We start from the raw sequence: 21,160 nt of genomic DNA, 5'->3' as shown, positions 1-21,160 counted from the left end.
CGGCACTCGGTGCGAAAGCAAGAGCACACTCATTATTTAATGGCTACCTGAAAACTTTAGCTTCAACGAAGTCAAAACATTAGCCTCACTCCAACAGGAAGGAAACCCTATGCAAACCATCACACTAAACATCGAAGGCATGACCTGCGGCGGCTGCGCGAAAAGCGTTACCCGCATTCTCGAAGGCGTAAACGGCGTGGCCAAGGCCGAAGTGAGCCTGGAAAACAAAGCCGCCGTGATTGAATTCGACCCCGCCCAAACCAACCCCGCCGCGCTGATAGAAGCGGTGGAAGACGGCGGGTTTGATGCGGCTTTGTAAACCGAATCGCAACGAATCGACTGCACCCCAAAGGCTATCTGAAAAACCCCGCTCCGCTTTTTTCAGGTAGCCCAACCACATTCAGGAGGACGAAACCATGCAACAAAAAGTCCGTTTCCAAATCGAAGGCATGACCTGCCAAGCCTGTGCTTCGCGCATTGAAAAAGTATTGAACAAAAAAGACTTTGTCGCCGAAGCGGGGGTGAACTTCGCCAATGAAGAAGCGCAAGTGGTGTTTGATGCCGACAAGGTATCGGCGCGAGACATTGCCGCCATCATCGAAAAAACCGGTTTTTCGGCGAAAGAAAAAACCGATGCGCTGCCACCGCCGGAGGCGGAACCGCATATCAGCTGGCGGCTGTGGCTTTTGCTGGCGATTAATATTCCGTTCCTCATCGGCATGACGGGGATGATGATTGGTCGGCATGATTGGATGATTCCGCCGTTGTGGCAGTTCGCGCTGGCAAGCGTGGTACAGCTTTGGCTGGCGGTACCGTTTTACAAAAGCGCATGGGCGAGCATCAAGGGCGGCTTGGCGAATATGGACGTGCTCGTTACCATCGGCACGGTGTCGATTTACCTGTATTCCGTCTATATGCTGTTTTTCAACCCGCATGCGGCGCACGGCATGGCACATGTGTATTTTGAAGCAGGCGTGATGGTGATTGGGTTTGTGTCGCTGGGCAAATTTTTGGAACACCGCACCAAAAAATCCAGTCTGAACAGCTTGGGTTTGCTGCTGAAACTCACGCCGACTCAAGTCAACGTACAACGCAATGGCGAATGGCGGCAGCTACCCATCGACCAAGTGCAAATCGGTGACTTTATCCGCGCCAACCACGGCGAACGCATTGCCGCTGACGGCATTATCGAAAGCGGCAGCGGTTGGGCGGACGAGGGCCATCTCACCGGCGAATCTAATCCCGAAGAGAAAAAGGCGGGCGGCAAAGTGTTGGCGGGCGCACTGATGACCGAAGGCAGCGTGGTGTATCGCGCCACGCAACTCGGCAGCCAAACCCTGCTCGGCGACATGATGAACGCGCTGTCCGAAGCGCAAGGCAGCAAGGCGCCGATTGCGCGCGTGGCGGACAAGGCGGCGGCGGTGTTCGTGCCTGCCGTTGTGGGCGTCGCGCTTCTGACTTTTATCGCCACTTGGCTGGTTAAAGGCGATTGGACGGTTGCGCTGATGCACGCCGTTGCCGTTTTGGTGATTGCCTGCCCGTGCGCGCTCGGTCTGGCAACGCCCGCCGCGATTATGGTCGGCATGGGCAAAGCGGTGAAACACGGCATTTGGTTTAAAGACGCGGCGGCGATGGAAGAAGCCGCCCATGTCGATGCCGTCGTGTTGGACAAAACCGGCACGCTGACCGAAGGCAGACCGCAGGTTGCCGCCGTTTATTGCGTTCCCGACAGCGGCTTTGACGAAGACGCTTTGTACCGCATCGCCGCCGTCGTCGAACAAAACGCCGCCCACCCGCTCGCCCGCGCCATCGTCTCCGCCGCCCAAGCGCGCGGTTTGGACATTCCCGCCGCACAAAATGTACAAACCATCGTCGGCGCAGGCATTACCGCCGAAGTCGAAGGCGCGGGCTTGGTGAAAGCGGGCAAACTTGATTTTGCCGAATTAAGGCTACCTGAAAACCTTTCAGACGACGTCTGGCGCATCGCAAGCATCGTCGCCGTTTCCGCCAACGGCAAACCCATCGGCGCATTCGCACTCGCCGACGCGCTGAAAGCCGATACCGCCGAAGCCATAGGCCGTCTGAAAAAACACGGCATCGACGTTTACATCATGAGCGGCGACAACCAAGGCACGGTCGAATACGTTGCCAAACAACTGGGCATCGTCCACGCCTTCGGCAACATGAGTCCGCGCGACAAAGCCGCCGAAGTGCAGAAACTCAAAGCTGCCGGCAAAACCGTGGCAATGGTTGGCGACGGCATCAACGACGCGCCCGCACTCGCCGCCGCCAACGTCAGCTTCGCCATGAAAGGCGGCGCGGACGTTGCCGAACACACTGCGTCCGCCACGCTGATGCAGCATTCGGTCAACCAACTCGCCGATGCCCTGTTGGTGTCGCAGGCGACTTTGAAAAACATCAAACAAAACCTGTTTTTCGCCTTCTTCTACAACATATTAGGTATCCCACTCGCCGCACTCGGCTTCTTAAATCCCGTCATCGCAGGCGCGGCAATGGCGGCAAGCTCGGTTTCGGTGTTGAGTAATGCGTTGAGGTTGAAGCGGGTGAAGATTGAGTGAAACGTGGCAAAGGCCGTCTGAAAACCATACGCCCAGTTTCATTTTTCAGGTAGTATCAAACTTAGGAGCAAACCCATGAAAAGCTATAAACTCAGTATCCTCACTTTGAATACCTCCAATCATTTAAAAAGATCGTCGAACTGAATTTAGTCAATTTCAATATTTGGCATCTGCTCGATAGCGATTGAGCCGCCGAGCTATACATAGGCCTGCAAACACGCTACCCCAACAGAAAACTGATTCCCTTCGCCAAACGCAGCGACTGCGATGACACTGCCTGCTTCGAAATCGGCAAAAGCGGCAAAGTCCAGCTTATCCACGACTTCGCCAGCCCCGGCTGGGAACAGCGTCAAGAATTCCCTGACTGCTGGACATGGCTCGCTCAAGCCATAAACGACATGATCGAAGACAACCGGGAAGACGGCATCCTGTAAACATCAAACCGGCTGATGATCAAATACCCATTTTCAGGTAGCCTGCCTTGAAAAGCGCCGCATAAGCCAGCAAAATAACATCCCTCCTTGATGCAGCATATGGTGCAGCACAAGCCAACACCCGCCGCATCCGCTACCGCTTCAACGGCGAACAGTTTGTCTGCTTGAATTAAACCCGCAAAAACACCATCCAGCCCACCCGACACTTTTCAGGTAGCCTCCAAGGCTACCTGAAACCCGCCGCCAAAACCGATGCTGCCCTCGCTGCCGCCCTGCAACACAACGGCAGCCCGCCCGCCCTGCCCTTCGCCGAGCAGCTTGAAGGCTACCTGAAAACCGCCGAATCCTGGGCCTGCCGTTTCAGCCAAACCCGTGCCGCCGGCCTGATGATCCACAGCAGCGCCGACGGTCGCGTGCGCAGCTTCACCCCGCCGCACAGCCCCAGCAGCCTGCTCCAAGCCCGCAGCCCCGGCGGCCACACCAGCGTGCAAACCCTGCCCGGCCACATCGAACGCCTGCACACCCTCCGCCTCAGCGGCCACAGCCATGCCTACCTCTTGTTCACCGAACACACCGATGGCGACCGCACCGAAAAATCCCTCGTCCTCCTCCACTTCGCCGCAGAGCAGCTCCAACCCCTACCCATCATCCAAACCGCCCCCGCCGCCGAGCCCACCCACCGACTCAACATCGCCTACAGCGGCCAACACGCCAACAACTATTTCTTCTACGAACCCGGCAGCCACACCATCAGCCAGCCGCAAATCAGCAGCCATACCCATACCCCCACCAACCGCCGCCTCAAATACCGCTTTAACGGCCAATTGTTCGTACCGCACAGTTAAACCAACAATAAGGCTACCTGAAAACCGTTCCGCATTTTCAGGTAGCCTTATGGCAGCCGGCAGCACGACCTACCCGTTTAGGGCTTGAGCTTTATTCACCCACGCAACTCCCTAACTGTCTAAACCTGCGTGCATACTGTATCCCTCCCGCACACCGCTCTATATTTTCAGGTAGCCTGCAATGGAACCGGCTGCCTGAAAACCTCAAAGATTTAAAACTTATCCTATCGGCCTGGCACTGCCGCCGCATAACCAAAGGCTACCTGAAAACCGGACAATGGTTTTCAGGTAGCCTTTATGCGGTTAAAACAACGCTGCCTTATTGCAGCTGCTGCCCGGTCATGGCTTCGATTTCCATACCGAACAGGGCTTGCACGTCGGTGTCGTCGAACACGTATTTTTCGCCGCAGAAATCGCAGTTGATGGCGATGCTGCCTTGTTCGGCCACGATGTTGCCCACTTCCTGCCCGCCCAGAAGCAGCAGCATATCGCTCACTTTGCCACGCGAGCAGGTGCAGGCGAATTCGATTTGTTCGGGCTCGAATACGCGCGGCGGGGTTTCGTGGAACAGGCGGTAGAGCAGGTGTTGGGCATCTAGTTCGATCAATTCCTGCGGGGTAACGGTGTCGGCCAGGGTGGTGTAGTACGTCCAGGCGTCGGCGTCGATTTGCTGTTCGGGCAGCCTTTGCAGCAGCAGGCCAGCGGCGGCGTGTTCGGAGGCGGCAAGGCTGATGTGGGTGTCGAGCTGTTCGGAGCGGCGCATGTAGGCGCTGAGCATTTCGGCAATGCTGCTGCCTTCTAGGGGCACAATGCCTTGCCAGGGTTCGCCTTCGTTGGGCTGGAGGGTGATGCCGAATACGGCGTTTTCACCGAGCAGCTCAATCAGGCTGCGGCCGTCGTCTAAATTGGCTTGTTCGTTCCAGCGGGCAGTGGCGCGGCAGCTGTGGTTGGAATCGGTTTCGGCCACAAGCATTTTGAGGTCGCCCTGCCCTTGGATTTGCAATATGAGCTTGCCGGGCAGTTTGAGGTTGCTGGAAAGCAGGGCGCCGGCAGACAGCAGTTCGCCCAGTGCGCTGCGGATGGCGGCGGGATAGGGTTTGCGCTGTACGATGTGCTGCCACACGCTTTGCAGCTGAACATGCAGGCCGCGCACGGGTTGGTTGTCGAAAATAAAGCGGGTGCGTAGGTTGGCGGGCTGGGTAGTCATGATGCTTTCCTTATTGTTATCTTGATCAGGCTGCTATATGGTTTCCAAGGGCGGATATTCAAGTTTCAGGTAGCCCGAAATCGGTTAAAATAGACACCACCCTTTTCTCAGGAGAACACCATGACCATCATCGTTACCGGCGCTGCCGGCTTTATCGGCAGCAATATTGTGCACGCGCTCAACCGGCGCGGCATCACCGACATCATCGCGGTGGACAACCTCAGCCGCGCCGACAAATTCCGCAATCTGGTGCAGGCCGATATTGCGCACTATCTGGATAAACACGAATTCATCCGCCAAGTGCGCGCCCACCAAATCAACGGCGGCAACATCAAAGCTATCTTCCACCAAGGTGCCTGCTCCGACACCATGAACCACGACGGCGTGTACATGATGGATAACAACTACCAATACACGCTCGACCTGCTCGACTGGTGCCAAGACGATCGCATCCGCCTGATCCACGCCTCCTCCGCCGCCGTGTATGGCAAAGGCCAAACCTTCCGCGAACAGCGCGAATTGGAAGCCCCGCTCAATGTATACGGCTATTCCAAATTCCTGTTCGACCAAGTATTGCGCCGCCGTATGGCGCAAGGGCTGCACAATCAAGTGGTTGCCCTGCGCTATTTCAACGTATACGGCCGCCGCGAGCAGCACAAAGGCCGCATGGCCTCCGTGGCCTACCACCACTTCCACGAATACCGCGAGCACGGCCGCGTCACCCTGTTCGGCGGCTACGACGGCTACCCCGACGGCGCACAAAGCCGCGACTTCATCTGCGTGGAAGACGTAGTAAAAGTAAACCTATTTTTCTACGACCATCCCGAAGTATCCGGCATTTTCAACTGCGGCACCGGCCGCAGCCAACCCTTCAACGACCTGGCCGCCGCCACCGTCAACGCCTGCCGCGCCCGCGAAGGCAAGCCCGAGCTGCCGCTGGAAGAGCTGGTACAACAAGGCTTGATTGTGTATAGCAAATTCCCCGACGCACTCAAAGGCAAATACCAAAGCTTCACCCAGGCCGACATCAGCGCCCTGCGCGCCGCCGGCTATGCCGAAGAATTCGACGACGTAGCCACTGGCGTACGCCGCTATGTGGATTGGCTGGCTGGGCAGGATTAGCCGCCACAACGCCATTTGATGTTCGCCTCGTTGCAGCTTATGTTTTCAGATAGCCTTTCTAACCGTGCTGGAGTTTGCACTTTCAGCCAGCCTCAACACAGCCACTGCCAAGTGCTGCCCGGCGGCACGTGTGCCTGATGCAGCATGGTTTTGAAGTCCAGCCCGTATTGCTCGCTCAGCTTGGCGGCTTTTTTCTGCAGGGCCGCCAGCGGCTGGGGTGCTTGGTTTTGGAAGGCAAGCACAGCCACGTTGCCATGGGTTTCGGCGGGCACGCACAACACGCGCTGATCAAACACCTGCGCAAGCCGTTGCAGGAAAAGCGGATAGCGTTTGTCGCCGCTCCACCAGTTGGTTACGAAAATGCCATTTTCGCTCAGGGCGGTGCGGCAGTCGGCAAAAAACGGCTCGGCCACCAAGGTATCGATAATCTGCACGCCGTCGAAGCCGTCCACCAGCAAAATATCCGTGCCGCCGCGCAGGGTTTTGATGTATTCCGCGCCGTCGGCCTCGATGATTTCAAATTTTTCGCTCTCAAACGGCAATTCAAACAGGCCGCGTGCCACGCTGATTACCTGCGGGTTGATCTCCACCGCCGTTTGCGCCACATCGGGCAGGTAGGCATCTATCCAGCGCACAAACGAGCCGCCACCCAACCCGATTTGCGTGATGTGGCGCACGTTTTCGGCAAACAGGAGCCAGGCCATCATGGCACGGCTGTAGGAGAGCACCAGCTCGGCGGGGTAATCCACATTCATCGAGCTTTGCACCGTTTCGCTGCCCAAATGCAGCGAGCGGATGTTACCGTGTTCGGAAATGCCAACTTCGGGCAGGGCGAAACGTGCCGAACGCAGGCGGCGGTAGGGATGACGTGCCATATTAACAAGCCTTTGGCCAAAATGCGGAAGGCGAGCATTCTAGCACGGTTTTCAGGTAGCCTTATACCGCCGCCCGCCTCTATTGGGCAGAATACGGCGCTCTGCCCGAGGCTACCTGAAAATATATTGGATTAGAAATGAGAATGGGACAAGGCGGCAAACCGCAGACAGTACAGGCAGTACGGCAAGGCAAACCAACGCGATAGCGAAAGTTAAGTTGGCTTGCTATAGCCTTGCTGCCATTTTAAAGCTGCCGGCAAGCTGCCGGTGTTATACTATGGTTTTTAGCCAAAGCCGTTATTTCTTCCTGCAAGGCGAGCCAATGCCATAGGAGAAGTAAGTGCTCCGGCTCTATCCAGTAATCCAGCTCAACGGAGGCAATCATGAGCATTTTGGTAACCGGCGCATCGGCCGGTTTCGGGCGGGCCATCTGCCGCACGCTTGCAGCAGCAGGCTACTACGTGATCGGCGCGGCGCGGCGTACCGACAAACTGGACGAACTACGCGTGGAATTGGGCGCCAACTTCCTGCCGCTGCAAATGGACGTGGGCGATACCGCCTCGGTGGACGCCGCACTCAAAGGGCTACCTGAAAACTTTGCTTGGATCGACTGCTTGGTGAACAATGCCGGTCTGGCGCTGGGTTTAGACCCGGCCCATCAAGCCGATTTTGCCGACTGGCAAACCATGATTCAAACCAACATCATCGGCCTCACCTACCTCACCCGCCAAGTGCTGCCCGGCATGGTGGCGCGCGGCAGCGGCTATGTGATCAACCTCGGCTCGGTGGCCGGCACCTACCCCTACCCCGGCGGTAATGTGTATGGCGCTACCAAAGCCTATGTGCGCCAATTCAGCCTGAATCTGCGCGCCGATTTGGCCGGCACGGGCGTGCGCGTGAGCAATATCGAGCCCGGCTTGTGCGGCAACACCGAGTTTTCCAACGTGCGCTTCAAAGGCGACGACCAACGCGCCGCCGATTTATATAAAAACGTGGACTACATCCGCCCCGAAGACATCGCCGACACCGTGCTGTGGCTCTACCAGCGCCCCACGCACATGAACGTGAACAGCATCGAAATCATGCCGGTGGCACAGAGCTTCAACCCGCTCGCCGTTGTGCGCCATCCCAGCCAATAATAATAGGAGGCAGCCATGACCAAGCACTCCGCACCCGACTACAAAACCACCATCATTGCCCGCGCCCGCGAACAAGGCCTGCAGATTACCGCCCTGCGCGAGCAGGTGCTGGATATCGTTTTGCGGCAGGAAGGCGTGATTAAAGCCTACACCGTGCTGGCGCAAATGCAGCAGCAGAGCAACGGCGTGGTGGCGCCGCCTACCGCCTACCGCGCGCTCGATTTCTGGGCCGAACACGGCGTGCTGCACAAAGTGGCCGCGGTGAACGGCTACATTTTATGCAGCCACGCCCGCCACCATTGCGATGCCCACTGCCACAGTAGCGACGAACAGCAACGCCACCACAGCGCCTTCATTTTGGTGTGCACCGAATGCGGCAACACCGATGAGCAAACCCTCTCCCGCGAATGGCAGGCACTTTGTGCCGGCGTAGCCGCAGGTGGGTTTAGATTAAAAGAAGAACATGTTGTTTTAACAGGAATATGCAAACAATGTCAGAAATAAAGAAAGCAAAAGTACATCTGTTTTCCGGCTTTTTGGGAACAGGTAAAACCACCGCCCTGCGCCACCTGATGGAGCAAAAAAAACCTGATGAAAAATGGGTGATCGTGGTAAACGAATTCGGCGAGATCGGCATCGACGGCGCCGTGTTGAGCGACAACGGCATCCCCGTGGCCGAAATCGCCGGCGGCTGCCTGTGCTGCGTGGCCGGTGCGCAGATGGGCACCACCATCAACCGCATGGTGAGCGGCAACAAGCCAGACCGCATCATCATCGAAGCCAGCGGCCTAGCACACGCCGCCAGCGTGATCGACGAGCTGCGCGCCAAGCCCTTCGACCAAATGCTGGATATCGGCGCTGTGTTTACCCTGGTCGATCCGCGCCAATTCACCAACCCCGACTACGCCAACCAGCCGCTCTACCGCGACCAAGTGAGCGTGGCCGACGTGTTGATTGCCAACAAAACCGATGTGTGCAGCCCCGAAGAAATGGCCGCCTTCCGCAGCAAAGCCGCCCAGCTCTTCCCGCCCAAAGCCGCCGTGCTGGAAACCACCGACGCCTATTTAGACATCGCCCTGCTGGAAACCCCGGTGGTGGAAAAAAGCCGCTACCGCATCAAAGAGCTGCCCGACAACAGCATGGGCCTGCAATCGCAAGGCTACACCTTCCCTACCGGCAGCAGCTTCGATGGCGAAAAGCTCACCAAATTTTTCAACGACCTGCCCAAACTGTGCGAAGGCCTTGTGCGCGCCAAAGGCGTGTTCCAAGTGCTCGGCAGCTGGGTATGGCTCAACTGGAGCGAAGGCCAATGGGGTGCCAACCAAGTGGCTTGGCGGCGCGACAGCCGCTTTGAAGTGATCGCCAAATCCTTCGACAGCGACACGCTGGAACAAAGATTGCAAGCCGCACTGGAGAAATAAAACGGAAAGGCTACCTGAAAAAGGTTTCAGGTAGCCTTTTATCGTATGCCTAATAAAACACGGATGCCCCGTTCCCATTTCCCGTTCAAAAACCGATTTCAGGCAACCCCAACATTCACTGAGGCTACCTGAAACCCCATTTTTCAGGTAGCCTTTCCACCTTTCTTGCCAGCCGCCAATCCATCATGCTCACCCCGCAAAGCTGCGACCTGTTCCAACGCCCGTTTTTCCAGTTCGCCCAAATCCGCCAATACCAGCCCGAAACCGAAGCGCAAACCAAGGCCAACTACAAAGCCGCGTGGCAAGTGTGGCGTGCGTTGGTTTTTCAGGTAGCCTCCGAATTGGGCGCAGGCTTTGCCCCGCCGCATATCGAACGCTGGTGCAACGGCTGGCAGATGCGAGCCCACTTTTTCGCCTATTTCAAATATCAAACCCATGCCGATACGGCGGTGATTCTCTCGCTGCTGCTCAACCGCCGCAGGCTCACCGCCAGCCTCGAATGGCACGAATACCGCGCCTCCCGCTCCACCCTGCCATTGGCCTGCTACCAACAGGCTTTAGCCGATTTCCCACATGCTGAGTTTGCCGACTTCCAAATCTGGCACGGCAACGACAGCGAATACGCCGACTACCCCGCCATCGCCACCGCCCCGCCCGACGCCTTCGCCCTGCGCAGCCTACAAGATTTCCTCTGCCTCGGCCGCCACTTGGAGCGCGACCAACTGGGGCAGACCGACAGCGCGGCCTGGCTAGTCGAAACCCTGCACCGCCTGCTGCCGGTGTACGAAGCCTGCCACAACGTGCGGCTGTGAGCGGAAGCAAGTGTTCCTAATCGCCACTGTCAAAGGCTGTATTCCATAAGCGAAGAGAGTGCAAATCTATTCATACAACGTTTCAGGTAGCCTCCACCTTCCTAAACCCAGAACTCCAAAATAAATTGAAACCCAGTGAGATAAATATAAGGGGTCTGTGAGATAAATGGGATTAAGTTGGATGAGGATGGATGAAGGGGGATGGGAAATTTGTAACAACGTTGCACTGGGTGCAACAAAATAGAGCGGGCGGATTTGCCCGCTTTTTTATTTTCGGACACCCCGTGCCAAAGCATCGAGGGCGACATCCAGCAGGCGGGATTCGGCACCGGCCTGAAGTGTACCGCCTTTGCTCATCGGCAGGTAGGGGCGTGCTGGGATTTTGACTTGTTTGACCCTGCGGAAGCCGTCGCCGACTTTGAATACAAGATAGGGTTTGTTTTTGGCTTTGACCGTACCGCCGAACTGGTGGATGGCGGCGTAGGGTTTGTTGGTGCCGATGCGGGCGAAGTTGCTGCCGGAGGCGGTGTGGATGCTGGCGGCCAGCTGTCCGCTCTTTTGCAGGATTTTGCCGCCGCGCGCATTGGCCGGCCATTTTTTCCCGCCCCAGCTTTCGGATTCGAAGTTGTCTTCGGTGATGCTGAGCAGTTCGGCGGCAATGGCTCGCATCATCGGGCGCGGGTGGCGGGCGTTGCGCAGCAGCTGCCCGAGGCCGCGTTGCAGGTCGCTGTCGTCCAGGCTGATTTCAAGCATCGTCTTCCTCCCCGGGTGCGCGTTCCAGCAGTTCGTAGTTCAACACCTCGGCCAGCCCCTGCATGATGACGAATGCCTGATGTCCGTCCAGACGGACGGTCAGGCCGTTATAGCTCAATAAAATGGAACTCAAATCGTATGCACGGTCGACTTGTACATCGCCGCTATGCTCGTCATCGGGATTCCAGTCTAGATACACCATAGCCATCACCCCCTTAATAATTGCAGCACCCAAGCCAATTGGGCGGCATTGAGCGAGGATTTGAAACGCTCGTTGCCCATCATCTGCCGCAGTGCCACACGGGCAATATCAGGATGGGCGGCCTGCGCCTTATCCACCGCCACCGAAGCCATACGCGAGAGCATGGCTTTGCCTTGGTTGGCATTGAAGCCGGCATTGGGGGCGACGAATTTGCCGTTGATGCGGATGCCGGTGCGCTGGGCATGGCGTTCTTCGCCGGTATATTGGTTGACACCAATGTCCACGGTTTGGGTTTCCAGCTGCGGGCTGGGTTTTACCCGGTCTGCCCCACGGCTGCGCGATAAGGGTCGAACCCGGCAGCGGCAGCGGTAGTCCAAGGGCGGATACAGGCTGTCCCACACCGGGTCGTCGGCGGCATAAACGCTGCCGTGCAGCAGGCGGTGGGTCTCGCGGGTGCGCTCGTCGTTGACTGCCACGTATTCCCAGTAAGGGTGGGTATCTATCGCATCCATCATCTCGGCATAACGCCCGGCCATATAGGCCGACTGCATATTGGTCAGGTAGATGGTTTTCAGGCGGTGCGGGCTGCCTAGGCGCACGGTTTGGATTTCTCCTGTGTCCGGGTGCGGCATATCCTGCCTGCCCCACCAGCCTTTGGCCTGCAATACCGGTGTCAGCTGCTCGCTGAACTGTTCCAAGGTCTGCCCGCTTTCGGCGGCTTTGACCACGGCGGCATAGATATCGCCGACCACATCCATGCCGGCGGTTTTGGCCACGGTGAAGGCGGTGGCATGCGCATCGTCCAGCATGTCCTGCCAGTCCCACGATACGTTGATGCCTTTTTGCTGCAGATAGGCTACGGCGGCTTCGGGCTGCATGCCGAAGACGGCTTTGATGTCTTCGAGGTTCATTCGGCCAGCTCCTCAGCAGCTTCCACCCTGCCGACCAGTTCGGCCAGGAAGATTAAGCGTGCCAATTCCTCTTGAAGCGCGGCATCATCCATATTCGGATAAGCGGCGGTCAGCCTGTCCAGTACCGCTTCGGGCGTAGCCGCCCCCTGTTTCAGGCTGCCGATTAGCGCATCGGTTAATGCCTGCCCCTGTGCGTTGAGGCTACCTGAAAGCGGGACGAGGGTGTCGATGACCAAGCCGGCATCGGCAGCCGGCCGGTGTTCGGCGAAGTCGGCCAAAGGTGACGCCGGCGTCGCATTTGGCGGAGAGGCTACCTGAACAATATCGTCGTCGCTCAGGTTGTAGGCGCGTTTCCAGTAGCTTTCGGATAATCGGACACCGCAGCCGGTCAGGATTTGGTCGCGTTCGGCCAAGGTCTTGTCGCCTGCTTCTTCGGTATATAGCACGAACTGCGGGCGCGGGGTGTCGGCAGCGAAGTTGAAACCGCAGATCCAGTCGATGAGCTGGTTCAGGCAGCCTTCGACGATGCGGCAGTCGTTGTCCCGAATATCCTTGGTTACCTCCAATCCGGCGGTAGCGCTGGCGTGGGTGCTGTCTTTCTCGGTGGTCTGGTCTTGGCCGAGCAGCGCAATGGCAATTTCGGAGCGGCAGTAGCGGATAAAGCGGTCATACACATCGGCACTGCCCTGTTTGCCCGCCGCCTCTTTGATTTCGACACTGCTGTCATCGGGAATAGTGGCCACCGAGTTGCCGATTAACTGTTCCAGCGCATCCAGCAGGCGGTCGGTGTCTTGGTTGGTATTGCTGCGCGGTTCGCGGCCGATGATCCACGGTGCGCCGAATTTTTCGCTGAACTCCGCCCAGAATTTCAGGCCGCCGCGTTTGAAGATGGTTGGCCAGTAGATACAGGATAAATCGCCGATACCGTAGGGGTTGATGTAGCTGGCATTGTGGGTCGGGCACAGGAATTTGAAGGCCGGTACCGGTTCGTCATTCAGGCTGCCTGAAAGGCGGAAGCGCAGCTGCCCGTCTTGGTCGAACTGAAACCACTCTTGCGGCTTGGCCACGATTTCGGACGGCAGCCACAGGCTGCCCCGCTGCCAGATGATTTCCAAGGGCTGGTAGCCGTACAGGGTGGCATCCAGGATTTGGTTGATCAGGCGGTACAGATCAAAACCGGAGAACAGCTCGACAATGGTGTCGCAGACCGTGTCAGGCGCACCGTTGGCTTCGATGCGCCATTCCATGCCGGCCACCGCCGATTTCCGGCGGCGCACATGGCCGGCGACAATCGGGTCGGACAGCAGCTCGCGATAAACCGAGATGTCGCGCCCGAGCTTTTTCAACACGGGGTCGGGATTGGGCAGATAGCCGCCGAAACCGCCGATGCCCCAAAAGCGTTGGGCAACGGCGAGGTGGGCGGTCAGGTCGGCGGGTTTGAGGGTAACCGCGCCGTTGGCGGTTTTGAGTTTGAAGTGGGGTTTGGCCATATCAGTATCCTCGGGTTAAGGGGCTGCGGCGGCGGATTTTACGGCTGGCCACACGTACCGGGCCGGTCTCACCGTCGGCGGCATTGAGGGCAAGAAAGCACGCCCAAGTTCGGTCGGCGTGACCGTTGGCATCGGATTCGGCCACAAAACGCGGCGCGCCGGTGGCGGAGGTGGTTTTTTGCAGCTTATGCAGGTCGCTGCGCAGGTGTTGGTCGATAGGGATACGGATTTTCTTATCTTCGAACGCCTCTTTGCCGATGGTGGCCAGCGCCAGTTTGGAGGAGGTATTGAACAGCACGCCTTCTACCCGGCTCTCTCCATAGCGGCGTTGCGCGTCTTCCACTGGCTTTTCGCCCATGCCGGTTTTATCCATGCAGCAGTGCAGTACGCGGTAGCGTTCGAACACATCGTCCAGCAGGACGTCCTGCTCGGCGAAGCTGGCACGGCGGCGGGTAATCAGTTCGCGCGTCCACATCACGTCGCCCACCTGCTCCAACACCCAAATCACAAATAGGTCGTTGCGGATGCCGATATCGACGCCAACATAACAAGGATTGCCGGTGTAGTTTTCAGGTAACCCGGCCTGCTCGTCTTCCACCCCGTGAATCAATTCATAAGACAGCCAGGCACTGGCCTCGTCCAGCCATTGCAGCTCAAACTCCTGCGCCCAGGCATCGTCATCGTTCAGGCCGGCTTTCAATTGCTCGATATCGCGCGGTAGGCCGTCGGCCACCGCCTGATGGATATCGACGATGTGGCGGCTCCACTCTTTGTTCTTCTCGTCGGTAACCAGTTCGTAGAATTTGTTACCCTTGCCGTTGGGCGTGGACACCACGCGCAACTTCCAGCCGGCGGAGATAACGGGGAACAGGGCTTTCCAGATTTCGCGGCTGTCTTTGTGGAAGGCGAACTCGTCGAGAAACACATTGGCCGAAAAGCCGCGGGCGGTGTCGGGGTTGGCGGGCAGTGCGGTAATCTTGCTGCCGCCGGGCAGCACCACTTCTAGGGCATTGGTGGTGGAGTCGAATGGTACCTGCATCACTTCGCAGGCTACGCCGGCCGCCTCCAGATGGCGTTTCACGCCTTCGTTCATTGCTTCTTTCGCCTGCCGCTCGCCGCGTGACAGGATGACCCAGCGCGTGCGTTTGCCTTGCGATTCCGCGTCTAAGCAGTCCAACACGATTTCCAGCGTGGTGGTAAAGGTTTTGCCCGTCTGGCGGGCAAACATGCCGACTTTGAAGCGGCTGCGGTCGGCCAGCCAACGCTGCTGGTAGGGATAGAGGGTTAAGGCCGGCTGTGTCATGAGAACACCCCGTACACTTCCTGCCGGATGCGTTTAAGCGTTTCCGGGTCGAGGCCGCTGCCCTGCTTGGCCGATTCGGCTTCCAGCGCGGCGAACTTGGCATCCATTTTTTCTTTCAGGTTGCTCTGCCACTGTTTCAGACGGGTGCTGGCCGAAGTGAGTGCCGAAATCTTTTTGGCTGCCTCCGACATCATGCCGAAGCGGTCAACCACATTCAGTTCGGTATCCGGTATCTCGCCAATGGCGACCAAAGCATCGAACAGCTCAGTCTGCAACATCGCCATCAGGGCTTCGGAACGGGTGTCGCCTTCGTCGGATGCGCCCTCGGCAATCAGACGGGCGGCTTCGGTGCTGGCCTTGATGCTGGCAAATCGGCGCTCGACCTTTTGGCCGTAGCGGTGTACGGCCGCACGGCTGATTTCGTAACCCTGTGCGTTCAGCCATTCGGTCAGCTCAGTATAGTTGCCGAACGCATTGGCCGCCAGCCGGCGTTCGAACTCGTGGCGGACATCGTCCGGCAATAGGGCAATGGTGCTGCGGCGTGCCATGATCAGCCCTCCCAGTATTTGTCCGGGCGGGCGATACCGGGCTGGCAGTCGATGGTGTACTCGGCCAAGTCCACACCGAGCCGGGTCAGGTCGGCAAACCACATGCCGGCAGGCTGCTTGGTCAGATCGATCAGGCGGCGGTCGCTCAGGTATTCGAGCTGCTGGCGCAGCTCCAATGCGGTGGCATCGGGATAAATGCCGCGCATCACGTCCAACAGAAACACTTCGCTGGAGGTGTACGGCCGGGCTTTGTTCAGGGTGTTGATCAGATGCCAGCGCATCCCTTCCCTGCGGGCTTTATCGTTCATTTCTTTTGGCTTTCTATTTTGTACAGATCGGTTAGTGTGTGCTGGATGCTGTCCATCTTGGCTTCCAGCACGGCTTGGTTGCGGATGTAGTCTTCGCGCAGGACATACTTTTCCGGCAGGATGGCCTTTTGCTCGGCGAACTGGTTGTCCATGCTTTCCAGCTTTTGCTGCATGGTCTCAAACTGCCGCTGCCGCTCGGCCTGCTGGTTTTGAAACTGCGCCAACAACATCTTGCCGAAGCCCCAGCACACGCCGAGGAAAGAGAGCAGGAAGCCGACCAGCTGCCAGAACTCAATGCTGATAAAGGTTTTGTTTTCCATCATTATGGGTATCCGATTTCTTGGTATGCCTGGCAGCCCACGCATCGGGTACAGCCGGGGACGGCCAGGCGGCGACGTTTGGGGATGCGGGCACCGCAATCCACGCAGTACAAGAGCGAGGTAGCGGCCGGGTTTTCAGGTAGCCTGATTTGGCGTAGTGCCTCCTCACGCGCCAGCTCCTCCTGCTGGGTGGCCCTGTCTGAAATATCCATTACTGCTTGCTCCGATACCATTCCTGCCACCCGCGTACTTGGGTGTCTCTTTTTCCGCACCATGCGCCGTAGTCGGCGGCGTGATTGAGCAAATCGGTAGGGCTGCCTGAAACCGGCGGCGCCGGGCGCGGATGCTCGGCCAGCAGTTCGGCAGCGGCGGGCGGCAGCACCGGGCGCTCCACCACCTTAATCGGTGTAGCCAAGGGCTTGTTTGTAGAGCTGCAGGCTGCCAGTGCCAAGGCCGCTGTAACAACGGCCGCTGCTTTGATCGTTTTTGACTGCATTTGCTATCTCCTGTTTGATGCGTGTGGTTTGGGTGTCCAATTGACGGGTGGTTTCAGCCAGCTTGACCGATTGCTGCTGCGCGAAGTCGTGCCACTTCTGTTTTTCCGCGCTGACTTCGGCCAGCTTGGCGCTGTAGGCTTGTTCGGCGGCCAGCGCCTGCTCGGTATGGCGCTGCTGCAGCTGTGCGATTTCTGCGCGGTAGATACGGCGGGCGTGGGTGTAGCCCGCACCGTATACGCTGGCCAATGTCAGGCCGATGCCGAGTGCGTACAGCAAAGATTTATTCGTCGGTAGCATCCACATTTTGATCTCCCTGTTGTTTGATCTGTTCCAGCTGCGGGATGATGGACAGGCCGCGCTTGATGAGGGCGTAGCCGCCCACAATGCAGCCGTAGCTCCACCACATCCACTCCACCGGTTCGGGTGCTATGACAAATTTATAAGTCATCACGGCGTAGGCCACGTTGGCCCATACCTTGGTATGGCTGGCTTGGCCGCTGGACGGGTTGGTAAACGCGCCGGCCAGCCAGTTTTTAAGGCTATTCATCTTCCAGCCTTCCTGCGCCGTTTGGCGGCGCGTCTGGCGGCAGCCACACCGCTGCGGCGGCCGCTAAGCGGGTAGCTGCCTGAACCGATCGAATATTCCAGCCGGGGTGCGGAATGGGTCAGGCTCGGCAACACGGCAGACAGTGCCAGCGCCACCAATGTTTTTTTCTCTTTCATGCTTTGACCTCTTCGGCAATAGCGTTAGCGATGGCTCGGCAGATGCTCCATTTGGTTTGTTTCCATTTAACAAGGTCGCCATCATTGGAGATAAAGAACGGTTCGAGGATGATGCCGCCGGCTTGGGCGTAGGCCAGGCGGCTGTGTTGGCCGGCATTGTCGGGCTTGTAGCCGTCTTCGCCGCGCAGCTTCCAACCTGTGGCCTGCTCCACCGCTCGGCACAGGCGCTGGCAGGCGGCTTTGTTTTTTGGTGTAGATAAGGCTTCAATACCGGTGGCTGTCTTGTTGACCGCCGCGTTGGTGTGGAACTCGACGGCCAGACGGCTGCCTTTAATGAGCTTGACTGCCTCGCGCAAAGGCAGGTTACCCTTGCCCTCACCGTCGGTCTTGACCTCCAATCCGAAGTCGGTGCGGAGGATGGAAGCGACGATGTTGCGCATGTCTTGCGCGATGTCGGCCTCGCGGTCGCTGCCGTTGACGGCGCCGGGGTCGGTGTTTGAATGGCCTGCTGTGATAGTGATATACATAAGAAAATCCCTGCATCGTTGTTGATGCAGGGATTGTGGCTGATGGGGGTGTCGGGGGTCTTTTAAACGGGTTTAAAAAACGTTTTGTGGCAAATCATGTTTATTGCGCCCTAGCTGTTAATACCACGCTGGGCAAATTAGTTACTGTTACTTTGTATGCCACGCCACCACGTGCAAAATTTCTAGTCGAATCATGCCTGTCATTGTGGCTTTGGATGGCTATCTTTATTTGATCGGAAGTGTCACTTTGCAATGTTCGGTCTTCTGGTGCTGTGGCGGCAATTAAGGCTGCTGCTGCGGTTAGCAGCTTACCTGCTTTTGCTTTATTTTCATCACTATTCCAAACGACCCGTACCTCTGTAATTTTATTATCAGTCGTTGTTGAAATTTGGACTGACAAGCCATCTGAAAAATTATGATAGCCTCTCTTGCCACCATCGTTACTATCTGAGAATACAACAGATTCAGGAATAGATAATCCTGTTTCAGCCGTTCTCAATGCGTTATTAGCAACTGCCCTGTAAGCTGCATAACCCAAATCCATTGAAGGGATGCTGATGGTAGGGCTGTCTGAGGCTGATACCTGTGATGCTGGCATCGGCTGTTCTGATGAATTGTTAGAGGTTGTCGGCTCGTTACTACATGCAGATAAAATAAATAAAACAATCATTAAACTGGAAAATCTTTTCATAGCTTGAACTCCTTCTCACCCTATCCAAATCGCTTTGCTATAAAAAACCACAAGAAAAGCCAAATAATCAATAATGATGCCAGCTTCACTCCAATCTCTAGCAAGCCCAGCTTAAGTTTTTGCTTCTTCCTATTTTTATTATTGATATAGCTATAGATTTCTTCAAGCTGCTCCACAGTTAAAACCTTTAAGAGTGAGGAACCATGCTTTTTCTCCGCATATTTCTTGGCTTCTTTGTCTTGTGGAGGTGGCAAATCTAAAATCATTTTAATCAGCTGATTACGTTTCTTTTCCTGCAATCTTTCTTGTTTGTAATTTTCTATTTCAAGTAACGCATCTTGATATTTATCAGCCAGTATATGCCGACAACGTGATACGCCGAAAGCCCTCATAAGGTGGCGGTAGGTCTCTTTAGCACTGGCAAAACCACACTGTTCCAAGTCTTCTACTTTTTCTTTGATGGCTTGCCATTGTAAAGCAGTGAGTTGCTCTGTTGATTTGCTGCCATTAACGATGTTTACTGACCCCGATTGGATAAGTTGGTCAACATCTCCTTCAATCTTGATATTTCCCAATTTGCGTTCCTTGCAGTCTTATTTTGTTGTTTTCTTGAAATTGATTTCGGCATGATCTCCAGCTTGGATTTGTTGGCCTACATTGCCTGCCACGAAGGTCTGCATGGGCTGGATACCTTGCAGCATGAATTGGCGTATTTGCGGGCTGGCTGCGCGAAAGGCTGCCAGTAAGTGCTGCTCTTCATCATTGATGGCCTGAGCTGATCGGATGCCTAAAACCACATATTGGATATCAACACCAATTTTTGCGACTGCAGCCAAATACTCGGCATTCGGGTACGACTCGTTGTTCTCATATTTCAGCTGGGCTTGCTTCCTCACTCCTCCTACTGCCCCCATAGCTGTCTGATTTAAACCAATCTTTTCCCTTTCTTCCCGCAGTCTCTGGCCGATAGACACGTCAAACCTCCAAAGTATGAAAAAAAATACTTGACTGGTACGTTTTTTCGTACCATAATCTAGCCATGTTCTAGCAAAGTATTTTGCCACAAATAAGGATAAAGCAACATGAAAAAAGTAAAGACCCCTGAGCAGGTCAAAGCGGAATTCCACCGAAAAGGATGGACATTTTCGGGCTGGGCAAGACAGAACGGATATCGAGAGCAAGAAGTCTACCGTGTCTTGAATGGCTTCACTAAAGGCAAGTATGGAAAAGCTCACGAAATTGCGGTGAAGCTCGGGTTGAAAGCTGCAGCATAGGGAGGCATGGAATGGCAAGCAGTAAAGGAACTAGGATTTTAAAAGTATTCAAAGCATTAGATGCACATCCAATTATCGGAATCAGCAATAAGGAGATTTCAGACGGCCTCGGTATTTCCCCTTCATATGTAAGCCGGGATTTGGAAGATCTGATTGAGGAGGGGCTGGTGGTCAAACTGGATAACGGCAATTTTTCCTACAGTATCAAAACGCTTCAGATTGCTGAGGGCTTCAGACGGCAAACTGAATATTTGAGAGGCAAGCTGGAAGAAACCGACCAGCGTGTGAACAGATTTTGAAAAGTGACGCTGGCGTCACTTTTGGAGAACCAACATGAGCAAAGAAATTATCGAACACGACACCCTTAATATGGCAGCCAACCACGCGGCGATGAACAGCGTGATGGTGATGGAACAATGGGGGAATGGCGAGAGTTACAACGAGGAACGATGGGTGGAGCGTGCTAGGCAAGCGGCACGTAAGACCTTGGAAGGAATGTTTGAGCTAGGGCGGGCTTTAATTGTGCTGAAAGAGCACACGGAGCATGGCCGATTCCGCGAGATTGCAGAAGAAGAATTAGGACTGCACTACCGTGAGACTGCCCGTTTAATGAATGCGACCCGCCGCTTTGCTACACCACAAATGCAGAAAGCTGCACCAAAGTTGATGGAGCTGGGTAAATCCAAACTGCTGGAGCTGCTGGTAGAAGAGGATGAGGCGATAGTCGATTTAGCTGACGGCGGCGACATCAATGGTCACACGTTGGACGACATTGACCGCATGACCCGCAACGAACTCCGCGCCGCCCTGCGCGAAAGCCGCGACACCGCCGAGGCCAAAGACAAAATCATCGCCGACAAAAACAAGAAGGTGGACGAGCTGGCCGAAAAACTGGCCAAGAAGCAGACGGGCAAAGAGCCGAGCCCCGAAGACGTGGGCAGCGAGCTGACCATGCAGCTCTCCAGTCTGGAAGTGGCCGCCCGCAGCGACTTGAGTCGCTTTGCCGAGGTCTTCGAACAGATGCTGGCACACGGCGAAGCCAACGGCTACGACCACCGCCCGCAGATGGTGGCGGCCATCAACCAAATCATCCGCGATGCCGAAACCCTGCGCGAACGCTTTACCCTGCCGCAGGAAGCGCCGACCAACGCCAAGCCGGAATGGCTGGACGGGGAGTAA

Annotated in this window: 31 protein-coding genes; 11 read left to right on the top strand and 20 right to left on the bottom strand. The window is 56.4% G+C overall.

Going from position 1 to position 21,160, the window contains the following annotated elements:
* Window positions 1-109 precede the first annotated feature (109 nt).
* Both EZJ17_RS01420 and EZJ17_RS01415 read left to right on the top strand, forming a co-directional pair.
* Window positions 110-319, top strand: coding sequence for a heavy-metal-associated domain-containing protein (locus EZJ17_RS01420; protein WP_067440417.1), 210 nt, complete (start codon window positions 110-112; stop codon window positions 317-319).
* A 97-nt stretch (window positions 320-416) separates the two neighbouring features.
* Window positions 417-2,579, top strand: a complete 2,163-nt coding sequence (locus EZJ17_RS01415) for a heavy metal translocating P-type ATPase (RefSeq protein WP_151085991.1) — start codon at window positions 417-419, stop codon at window positions 2,577-2,579.
* A 643-nt stretch (window positions 2,580-3,222) separates the two neighbouring features.
* Here EZJ17_RS01415 and EZJ17_RS01405 read toward each other — a convergent pair.
* Window positions 3,223-3,408, bottom strand: a complete 186-nt coding sequence (locus tag EZJ17_RS01405) for a hypothetical protein (RefSeq protein ID WP_151085989.1) — start codon at window positions 3,406-3,408, stop codon at window positions 3,223-3,225.
* Between EZJ17_RS01405 and EZJ17_RS01400 the strand changes: the two genes are divergently transcribed.
* Window positions 3,400-3,858, top strand: coding sequence for a hypothetical protein (locus EZJ17_RS01400; RefSeq protein ID WP_067440396.1), 459 nt, complete (start codon window positions 3,400-3,402; stop codon window positions 3,856-3,858). The two genes, EZJ17_RS01405 and EZJ17_RS01400, sit on opposite strands and share 9 nt — an antisense overlap.
* A 319-nt stretch (window positions 3,859-4,177) precedes the next feature.
* On the opposite strand, the gene hslO is transcribed toward EZJ17_RS01400, so the two are convergent.
* Entirely contained in the window at window positions 4,178-5,065 is an 888-nt protein-coding gene (hslO, locus tag EZJ17_RS01395) for an Hsp33 family molecular chaperone HslO (protein WP_067440393.1), read from the bottom strand.
* A gap of 120 nt (window positions 5,066-5,185) precedes the next feature.
* Here hslO and rfaD point away from each other — a divergent pair, with 120 nt between their 5' ends.
* Window positions 5,186-6,187 (top strand): ADP-glyceromanno-heptose 6-epimerase, encoded by a 1,002-nt coding sequence (rfaD, locus tag EZJ17_RS01390; protein ID WP_067440390.1) that lies wholly within the window; start codon window positions 5,186-5,188, stop codon window positions 6,185-6,187.
* Between the two features lie 92 nt (window positions 6,188-6,279).
* Here the strand turns inward: rfaD and EZJ17_RS01385 are convergent, their stop codons facing one another.
* Window positions 6,280-7,062, bottom strand: a complete 783-nt coding sequence (locus EZJ17_RS01385; protein WP_067440387.1) for a polyamine aminopropyltransferase — start codon at window positions 7,060-7,062, stop codon at window positions 6,280-6,282.
* A gap of 383 nt (window positions 7,063-7,445) precedes the next feature.
* Between EZJ17_RS01385 and EZJ17_RS01380 the strand changes: the two genes are divergently transcribed.
* The 4 genes from EZJ17_RS01380 to EZJ17_RS01365 all read left to right on the top strand — a co-directional run bounded on the left by EZJ17_RS01380 (window position 7,446) and on the right by EZJ17_RS01365 (window position 10,434).
* Window positions 7,446-8,201, top strand: coding sequence for an SDR family oxidoreductase (locus tag EZJ17_RS01380; protein WP_067440384.1), 756 nt, complete (start codon window positions 7,446-7,448; stop codon window positions 8,199-8,201).
* A 15-nt stretch (window positions 8,202-8,216) separates the two neighbouring features.
* The gene (locus tag EZJ17_RS01375) at window positions 8,217-8,705 is read left to right on the top strand and encodes a Fur family transcriptional regulator (protein ID WP_067440381.1); all 489 of its coding nucleotides are present in this window, start codon (window positions 8,217-8,219) and stop codon (window positions 8,703-8,705) included.
* The gene (locus EZJ17_RS01370; protein ID WP_067440378.1) at window positions 8,693-9,622 is read left to right on the top strand and encodes a CobW family GTP-binding protein; all 930 of its coding nucleotides are present in this window, start codon (window positions 8,693-8,695) and stop codon (window positions 9,620-9,622) included. Before EZJ17_RS01375 ends, EZJ17_RS01370 begins: the two co-directional genes overlap by 13 nt.
* A gap of 185 nt (window positions 9,623-9,807) precedes the next feature.
* Window positions 9,808-10,434 (top strand): HI_0552 family protein, encoded by a 627-nt coding sequence (locus tag EZJ17_RS01365; RefSeq protein WP_067440376.1) that lies wholly within the window; start codon window positions 9,808-9,810, stop codon window positions 10,432-10,434.
* A gap of 267 nt (window positions 10,435-10,701) precedes the next feature.
* On the opposite strand, the gene EZJ17_RS01360 is transcribed toward EZJ17_RS01365, so the two are convergent.
* The 17 genes from EZJ17_RS01360 to EZJ17_RS01280 all read right to left on the bottom strand — a co-directional run bounded on the left by EZJ17_RS01360 (window position 10,702) and on the right by EZJ17_RS01280 (window position 19,681).
* A complete protein-coding gene (locus EZJ17_RS01360) occupies window positions 10,702-11,187 on the bottom strand; it encodes a phage virion morphogenesis protein (protein ID WP_126983221.1) in 486 nt (161 codons plus the stop codon).
* Window positions 11,180-11,389 (bottom strand): hypothetical protein, encoded by a 210-nt coding sequence (locus EZJ17_RS01355; RefSeq protein ID WP_151085987.1) that lies wholly within the window; start codon window positions 11,387-11,389, stop codon window positions 11,180-11,182. The genes EZJ17_RS01360 and EZJ17_RS01355 overlap by 8 nt, the downstream gene beginning before the upstream one ends.
* 5 nt (window positions 11,390-11,394) lie before the next feature.
* Window positions 11,395-12,300 (bottom strand): phage head morphogenesis protein, encoded by a 906-nt coding sequence (locus EZJ17_RS01350; RefSeq protein WP_151085984.1) that lies wholly within the window; start codon window positions 12,298-12,300, stop codon window positions 11,395-11,397.
* Window positions 12,297-13,790, bottom strand: coding sequence for a DUF935 domain-containing protein (locus EZJ17_RS01345; protein ID WP_151085982.1), 1,494 nt, complete (start codon window positions 13,788-13,790; stop codon window positions 12,297-12,299). The genes EZJ17_RS01350 and EZJ17_RS01345 overlap by 4 nt, the downstream gene beginning before the upstream one ends.
* Before the next feature lies 1 nt (window position 13,791).
* Window positions 13,792-15,093, bottom strand: a complete 1,302-nt coding sequence (locus EZJ17_RS01340; protein ID WP_151085980.1) for a terminase large subunit domain-containing protein — start codon at window positions 15,091-15,093, stop codon at window positions 13,792-13,794.
* Window positions 15,090-15,641 carry a DUF3486 family protein gene (locus EZJ17_RS01335; RefSeq protein ID WP_151085978.1) on the bottom strand — a complete coding sequence of 184 codons (552 nt, stop codon included), beginning with the start codon at window positions 15,639-15,641 and terminating at the stop codon, window positions 15,090-15,092. The genes EZJ17_RS01340 and EZJ17_RS01335 overlap by 4 nt, the downstream gene beginning before the upstream one ends.
* A 2-nt stretch (window positions 15,642-15,643) precedes the next feature.
* The gene (locus EZJ17_RS01330) at window positions 15,644-15,949 is read right to left on the bottom strand and encodes a hypothetical protein (protein ID WP_009425424.1); all 306 of its coding nucleotides are present in this window, start codon (window positions 15,947-15,949) and stop codon (window positions 15,644-15,646) included.
* The gene (locus EZJ17_RS01325; protein ID WP_064104242.1) at window positions 15,946-16,269 is read right to left on the bottom strand and encodes a hypothetical protein; all 324 of its coding nucleotides are present in this window, start codon (window positions 16,267-16,269) and stop codon (window positions 15,946-15,948) included. The genes EZJ17_RS01330 and EZJ17_RS01325 overlap by 4 nt, the downstream gene beginning before the upstream one ends.
* A gap of 2 nt (window positions 16,270-16,271) precedes the next feature.
* On the bottom strand, window positions 16,272-16,481 hold the full coding sequence (locus EZJ17_RS01320; RefSeq protein ID WP_067527790.1) for a TraR/DksA C4-type zinc finger protein: 210 nt from the start codon (window positions 16,479-16,481) through the stop codon (window positions 16,272-16,274).
* Complete coding sequence (locus tag EZJ17_RS01315) at window positions 16,481-16,684, bottom strand: hypothetical protein (protein ID WP_064087582.1); 204 nt, start codon at window positions 16,682-16,684, stop codon at window positions 16,481-16,483. Before EZJ17_RS01315 ends, EZJ17_RS01320 begins: the two co-directional genes overlap by 1 nt.
* A complete protein-coding gene (locus EZJ17_RS01310; RefSeq protein WP_151085976.1) occupies window positions 16,668-17,042 on the bottom strand; it encodes a hypothetical protein in 375 nt (124 codons plus the stop codon). Before EZJ17_RS01310 ends, EZJ17_RS01315 begins: the two co-directional genes overlap by 17 nt.
* A gap of 4 nt (window positions 17,043-17,046) precedes the next feature.
* Window positions 17,047-17,313, bottom strand: a complete 267-nt coding sequence (locus tag EZJ17_RS01305; protein WP_151085973.1) for a hypothetical protein — start codon at window positions 17,311-17,313, stop codon at window positions 17,047-17,049.
* Window positions 17,310-17,489, bottom strand: coding sequence for a hypothetical protein (locus tag EZJ17_RS01300; RefSeq protein ID WP_151085971.1), 180 nt, complete (start codon window positions 17,487-17,489; stop codon window positions 17,310-17,312). The genes EZJ17_RS01305 and EZJ17_RS01300 overlap by 4 nt, the downstream gene beginning before the upstream one ends.
* Complete coding sequence (locus EZJ17_RS01295) at window positions 17,486-18,016, bottom strand: N-acetylmuramoyl-L-alanine amidase (RefSeq protein WP_151085969.1); 531 nt, start codon at window positions 18,014-18,016, stop codon at window positions 17,486-17,488. Before EZJ17_RS01295 ends, EZJ17_RS01300 begins: the two co-directional genes overlap by 4 nt.
* A 100-nt stretch (window positions 18,017-18,116) precedes the next feature.
* Window positions 18,117-18,707 (bottom strand): hypothetical protein, encoded by a 591-nt coding sequence (locus tag EZJ17_RS01290; protein ID WP_081253947.1) that lies wholly within the window; start codon window positions 18,705-18,707, stop codon window positions 18,117-18,119.
* A gap of 20 nt (window positions 18,708-18,727) precedes the next feature.
* Window positions 18,728-19,282 (bottom strand): hypothetical protein, encoded by a 555-nt coding sequence (locus EZJ17_RS01285; RefSeq protein WP_151085967.1) that lies wholly within the window; start codon window positions 19,280-19,282, stop codon window positions 18,728-18,730.
* Window positions 19,283-19,300: 18 nt separating this feature from the next.
* The gene (locus EZJ17_RS01280; RefSeq protein ID WP_064104180.1) at window positions 19,301-19,681 is read right to left on the bottom strand and encodes a helix-turn-helix domain-containing protein; all 381 of its coding nucleotides are present in this window, start codon (window positions 19,679-19,681) and stop codon (window positions 19,301-19,303) included.
* A 108-nt stretch (window positions 19,682-19,789) separates the two neighbouring features.
* Here EZJ17_RS01280 and EZJ17_RS01275 point away from each other — a divergent pair, with 108 nt between their 5' ends.
* Genes EZJ17_RS01275 through EZJ17_RS01265 form a run of 3 tightly spaced genes read left to right on the top strand, consistent with a single transcriptional unit; the run spans window position 19,790 to window position 21,160 of the window.
* Entirely contained in the window at window positions 19,790-19,981 is a 192-nt protein-coding gene (locus EZJ17_RS01275; protein ID WP_064104181.1) for a DNA-binding protein, read from the top strand.
* Window positions 19,982-19,992: 11 nt separating this feature from the next.
* On the top strand, window positions 19,993-20,280 hold the full coding sequence (locus EZJ17_RS01270) for a winged helix-turn-helix domain-containing protein (protein WP_064104182.1): 288 nt from the start codon (window positions 19,993-19,995) through the stop codon (window positions 20,278-20,280).
* A 34-nt stretch (window positions 20,281-20,314) separates the two neighbouring features.
* The gene (locus EZJ17_RS01265) at window positions 20,315-21,160 is read left to right on the top strand and encodes a hypothetical protein (protein ID WP_067446652.1); all 846 of its coding nucleotides are present in this window, start codon (window positions 20,315-20,317) and stop codon (window positions 21,158-21,160) included.

Origin of the sequence: Eikenella exigua, from assembly GCF_008805035.1 — a bacterium.
GTDB lineage: Bacteria > Pseudomonadota > Gammaproteobacteria > Burkholderiales > Neisseriaceae > Eikenella > Eikenella exigua.
This window is presented reverse-complemented; position numbering and strand designations above follow the sequence as displayed.

What these genes read in the sequence shown, in the direction of transcription:
- EZJ17_RS01420 (WP_067440417.1), top strand. Translation starts at nt 110, where the DNA reads ATGCAAACCATCACACTAAACATCGAAGGCATGACCTGCGGCGGCTGC.
- EZJ17_RS01415 (WP_151085991.1), top strand. Translation starts at nt 417, where the DNA reads ATGCAACAAAAAGTCCGTTTCCAAATCGAAGGCATGACCTGCCAAGCC.
- EZJ17_RS01400 (WP_067440396.1), top strand. Translation starts at nt 3,400, where the DNA reads ATGATCCACAGCAGCGCCGACGGTCGCGTGCGCAGCTTCACCCCGCCG.
- hslO (WP_067440393.1), bottom strand. Translation starts at nt 5,065, where the DNA reads ATGACTACCCAGCCCGCCAACCTACGCACCCGCTTTATTTTCGACAAC.
- rfaD (WP_067440390.1), top strand. Translation starts at nt 5,186, where the DNA reads ATGACCATCATCGTTACCGGCGCTGCCGGCTTTATCGGCAGCAATATT.
- EZJ17_RS01385 (WP_067440387.1), bottom strand. Translation starts at nt 7,062, where the DNA reads ATGGCACGTCATCCCTACCGCCGCCTGCGTTCGGCACGTTTCGCCCTG.
- EZJ17_RS01380 (WP_067440384.1), top strand. Translation starts at nt 7,446, where the DNA reads ATGAGCATTTTGGTAACCGGCGCATCGGCCGGTTTCGGGCGGGCCATC.
- EZJ17_RS01375 (WP_067440381.1), top strand. Translation starts at nt 8,217, where the DNA reads ATGACCAAGCACTCCGCACCCGACTACAAAACCACCATCATTGCCCGC.
- EZJ17_RS01370 (WP_067440378.1), top strand. Translation starts at nt 8,693, where the DNA reads ATGTCAGAAATAAAGAAAGCAAAAGTACATCTGTTTTCCGGCTTTTTG.
- EZJ17_RS01365 (WP_067440376.1), top strand. Translation starts at nt 9,808, where the DNA reads ATGCTCACCCCGCAAAGCTGCGACCTGTTCCAACGCCCGTTTTTCCAG.
- EZJ17_RS01360 (WP_126983221.1), bottom strand. Translation starts at nt 11,187, where the DNA reads ATGCTTGAAATCAGCCTGGACGACAGCGACCTGCAACGCGGCCTCGGG.
- EZJ17_RS01355 (WP_151085987.1), bottom strand. Translation starts at nt 11,389, where the DNA reads ATGGTGTATCTAGACTGGAATCCCGATGACGAGCATAGCGGCGATGTA.
- EZJ17_RS01350 (WP_151085984.1), bottom strand. Translation starts at nt 12,300, where the DNA reads ATGAACCTCGAAGACATCAAAGCCGTCTTCGGCATGCAGCCCGAAGCC.
- EZJ17_RS01345 (WP_151085982.1), bottom strand. Translation starts at nt 13,790, where the DNA reads ATGGCCAAACCCCACTTCAAACTCAAAACCGCCAACGGCGCGGTTACC.
- EZJ17_RS01340 (WP_151085980.1), bottom strand. Translation starts at nt 15,093, where the DNA reads ATGACACAGCCGGCCTTAACCCTCTATCCCTACCAGCAGCGTTGGCTG.
- EZJ17_RS01335 (WP_151085978.1), bottom strand. Translation starts at nt 15,641, where the DNA reads ATGGCACGCCGCAGCACCATTGCCCTATTGCCGGACGATGTCCGCCAC.
- EZJ17_RS01330 (WP_009425424.1), bottom strand. Translation starts at nt 15,949, where the DNA reads ATGAACGATAAAGCCCGCAGGGAAGGGATGCGCTGGCATCTGATCAAC.
- EZJ17_RS01325 (WP_064104242.1), bottom strand. Translation starts at nt 16,269, where the DNA reads ATGGAAAACAAAACCTTTATCAGCATTGAGTTCTGGCAGCTGGTCGGC.
- EZJ17_RS01320 (WP_067527790.1), bottom strand. Translation starts at nt 16,481, where the DNA reads ATGGATATTTCAGACAGGGCCACCCAGCAGGAGGAGCTGGCGCGTGAG.
- EZJ17_RS01305 (WP_151085973.1), bottom strand. Translation starts at nt 17,313, where the DNA reads ATGAATAGCCTTAAAAACTGGCTGGCCGGCGCGTTTACCAACCCGTCC.
- EZJ17_RS01300 (WP_151085971.1), bottom strand. Translation starts at nt 17,489, where the DNA reads ATGAAAGAGAAAAAAACATTGGTGGCGCTGGCACTGTCTGCCGTGTTG.
- EZJ17_RS01295 (WP_151085969.1), bottom strand. Translation starts at nt 18,016, where the DNA reads ATGTATATCACTATCACAGCAGGCCATTCAAACACCGACCCCGGCGCC.
- EZJ17_RS01290 (WP_081253947.1), bottom strand. Translation starts at nt 18,707, where the DNA reads ATGAAAAGATTTTCCAGTTTAATGATTGTTTTATTTATTTTATCTGCA.
- EZJ17_RS01275 (WP_064104181.1), top strand. Translation starts at nt 19,790, where the DNA reads ATGAAAAAAGTAAAGACCCCTGAGCAGGTCAAAGCGGAATTCCACCGA.
- EZJ17_RS01270 (WP_064104182.1), top strand. Translation starts at nt 19,993, where the DNA reads ATGGCAAGCAGTAAAGGAACTAGGATTTTAAAAGTATTCAAAGCATTA.
- EZJ17_RS01265 (WP_067446652.1), top strand. Translation starts at nt 20,315, where the DNA reads ATGAGCAAAGAAATTATCGAACACGACACCCTTAATATGGCAGCCAAC.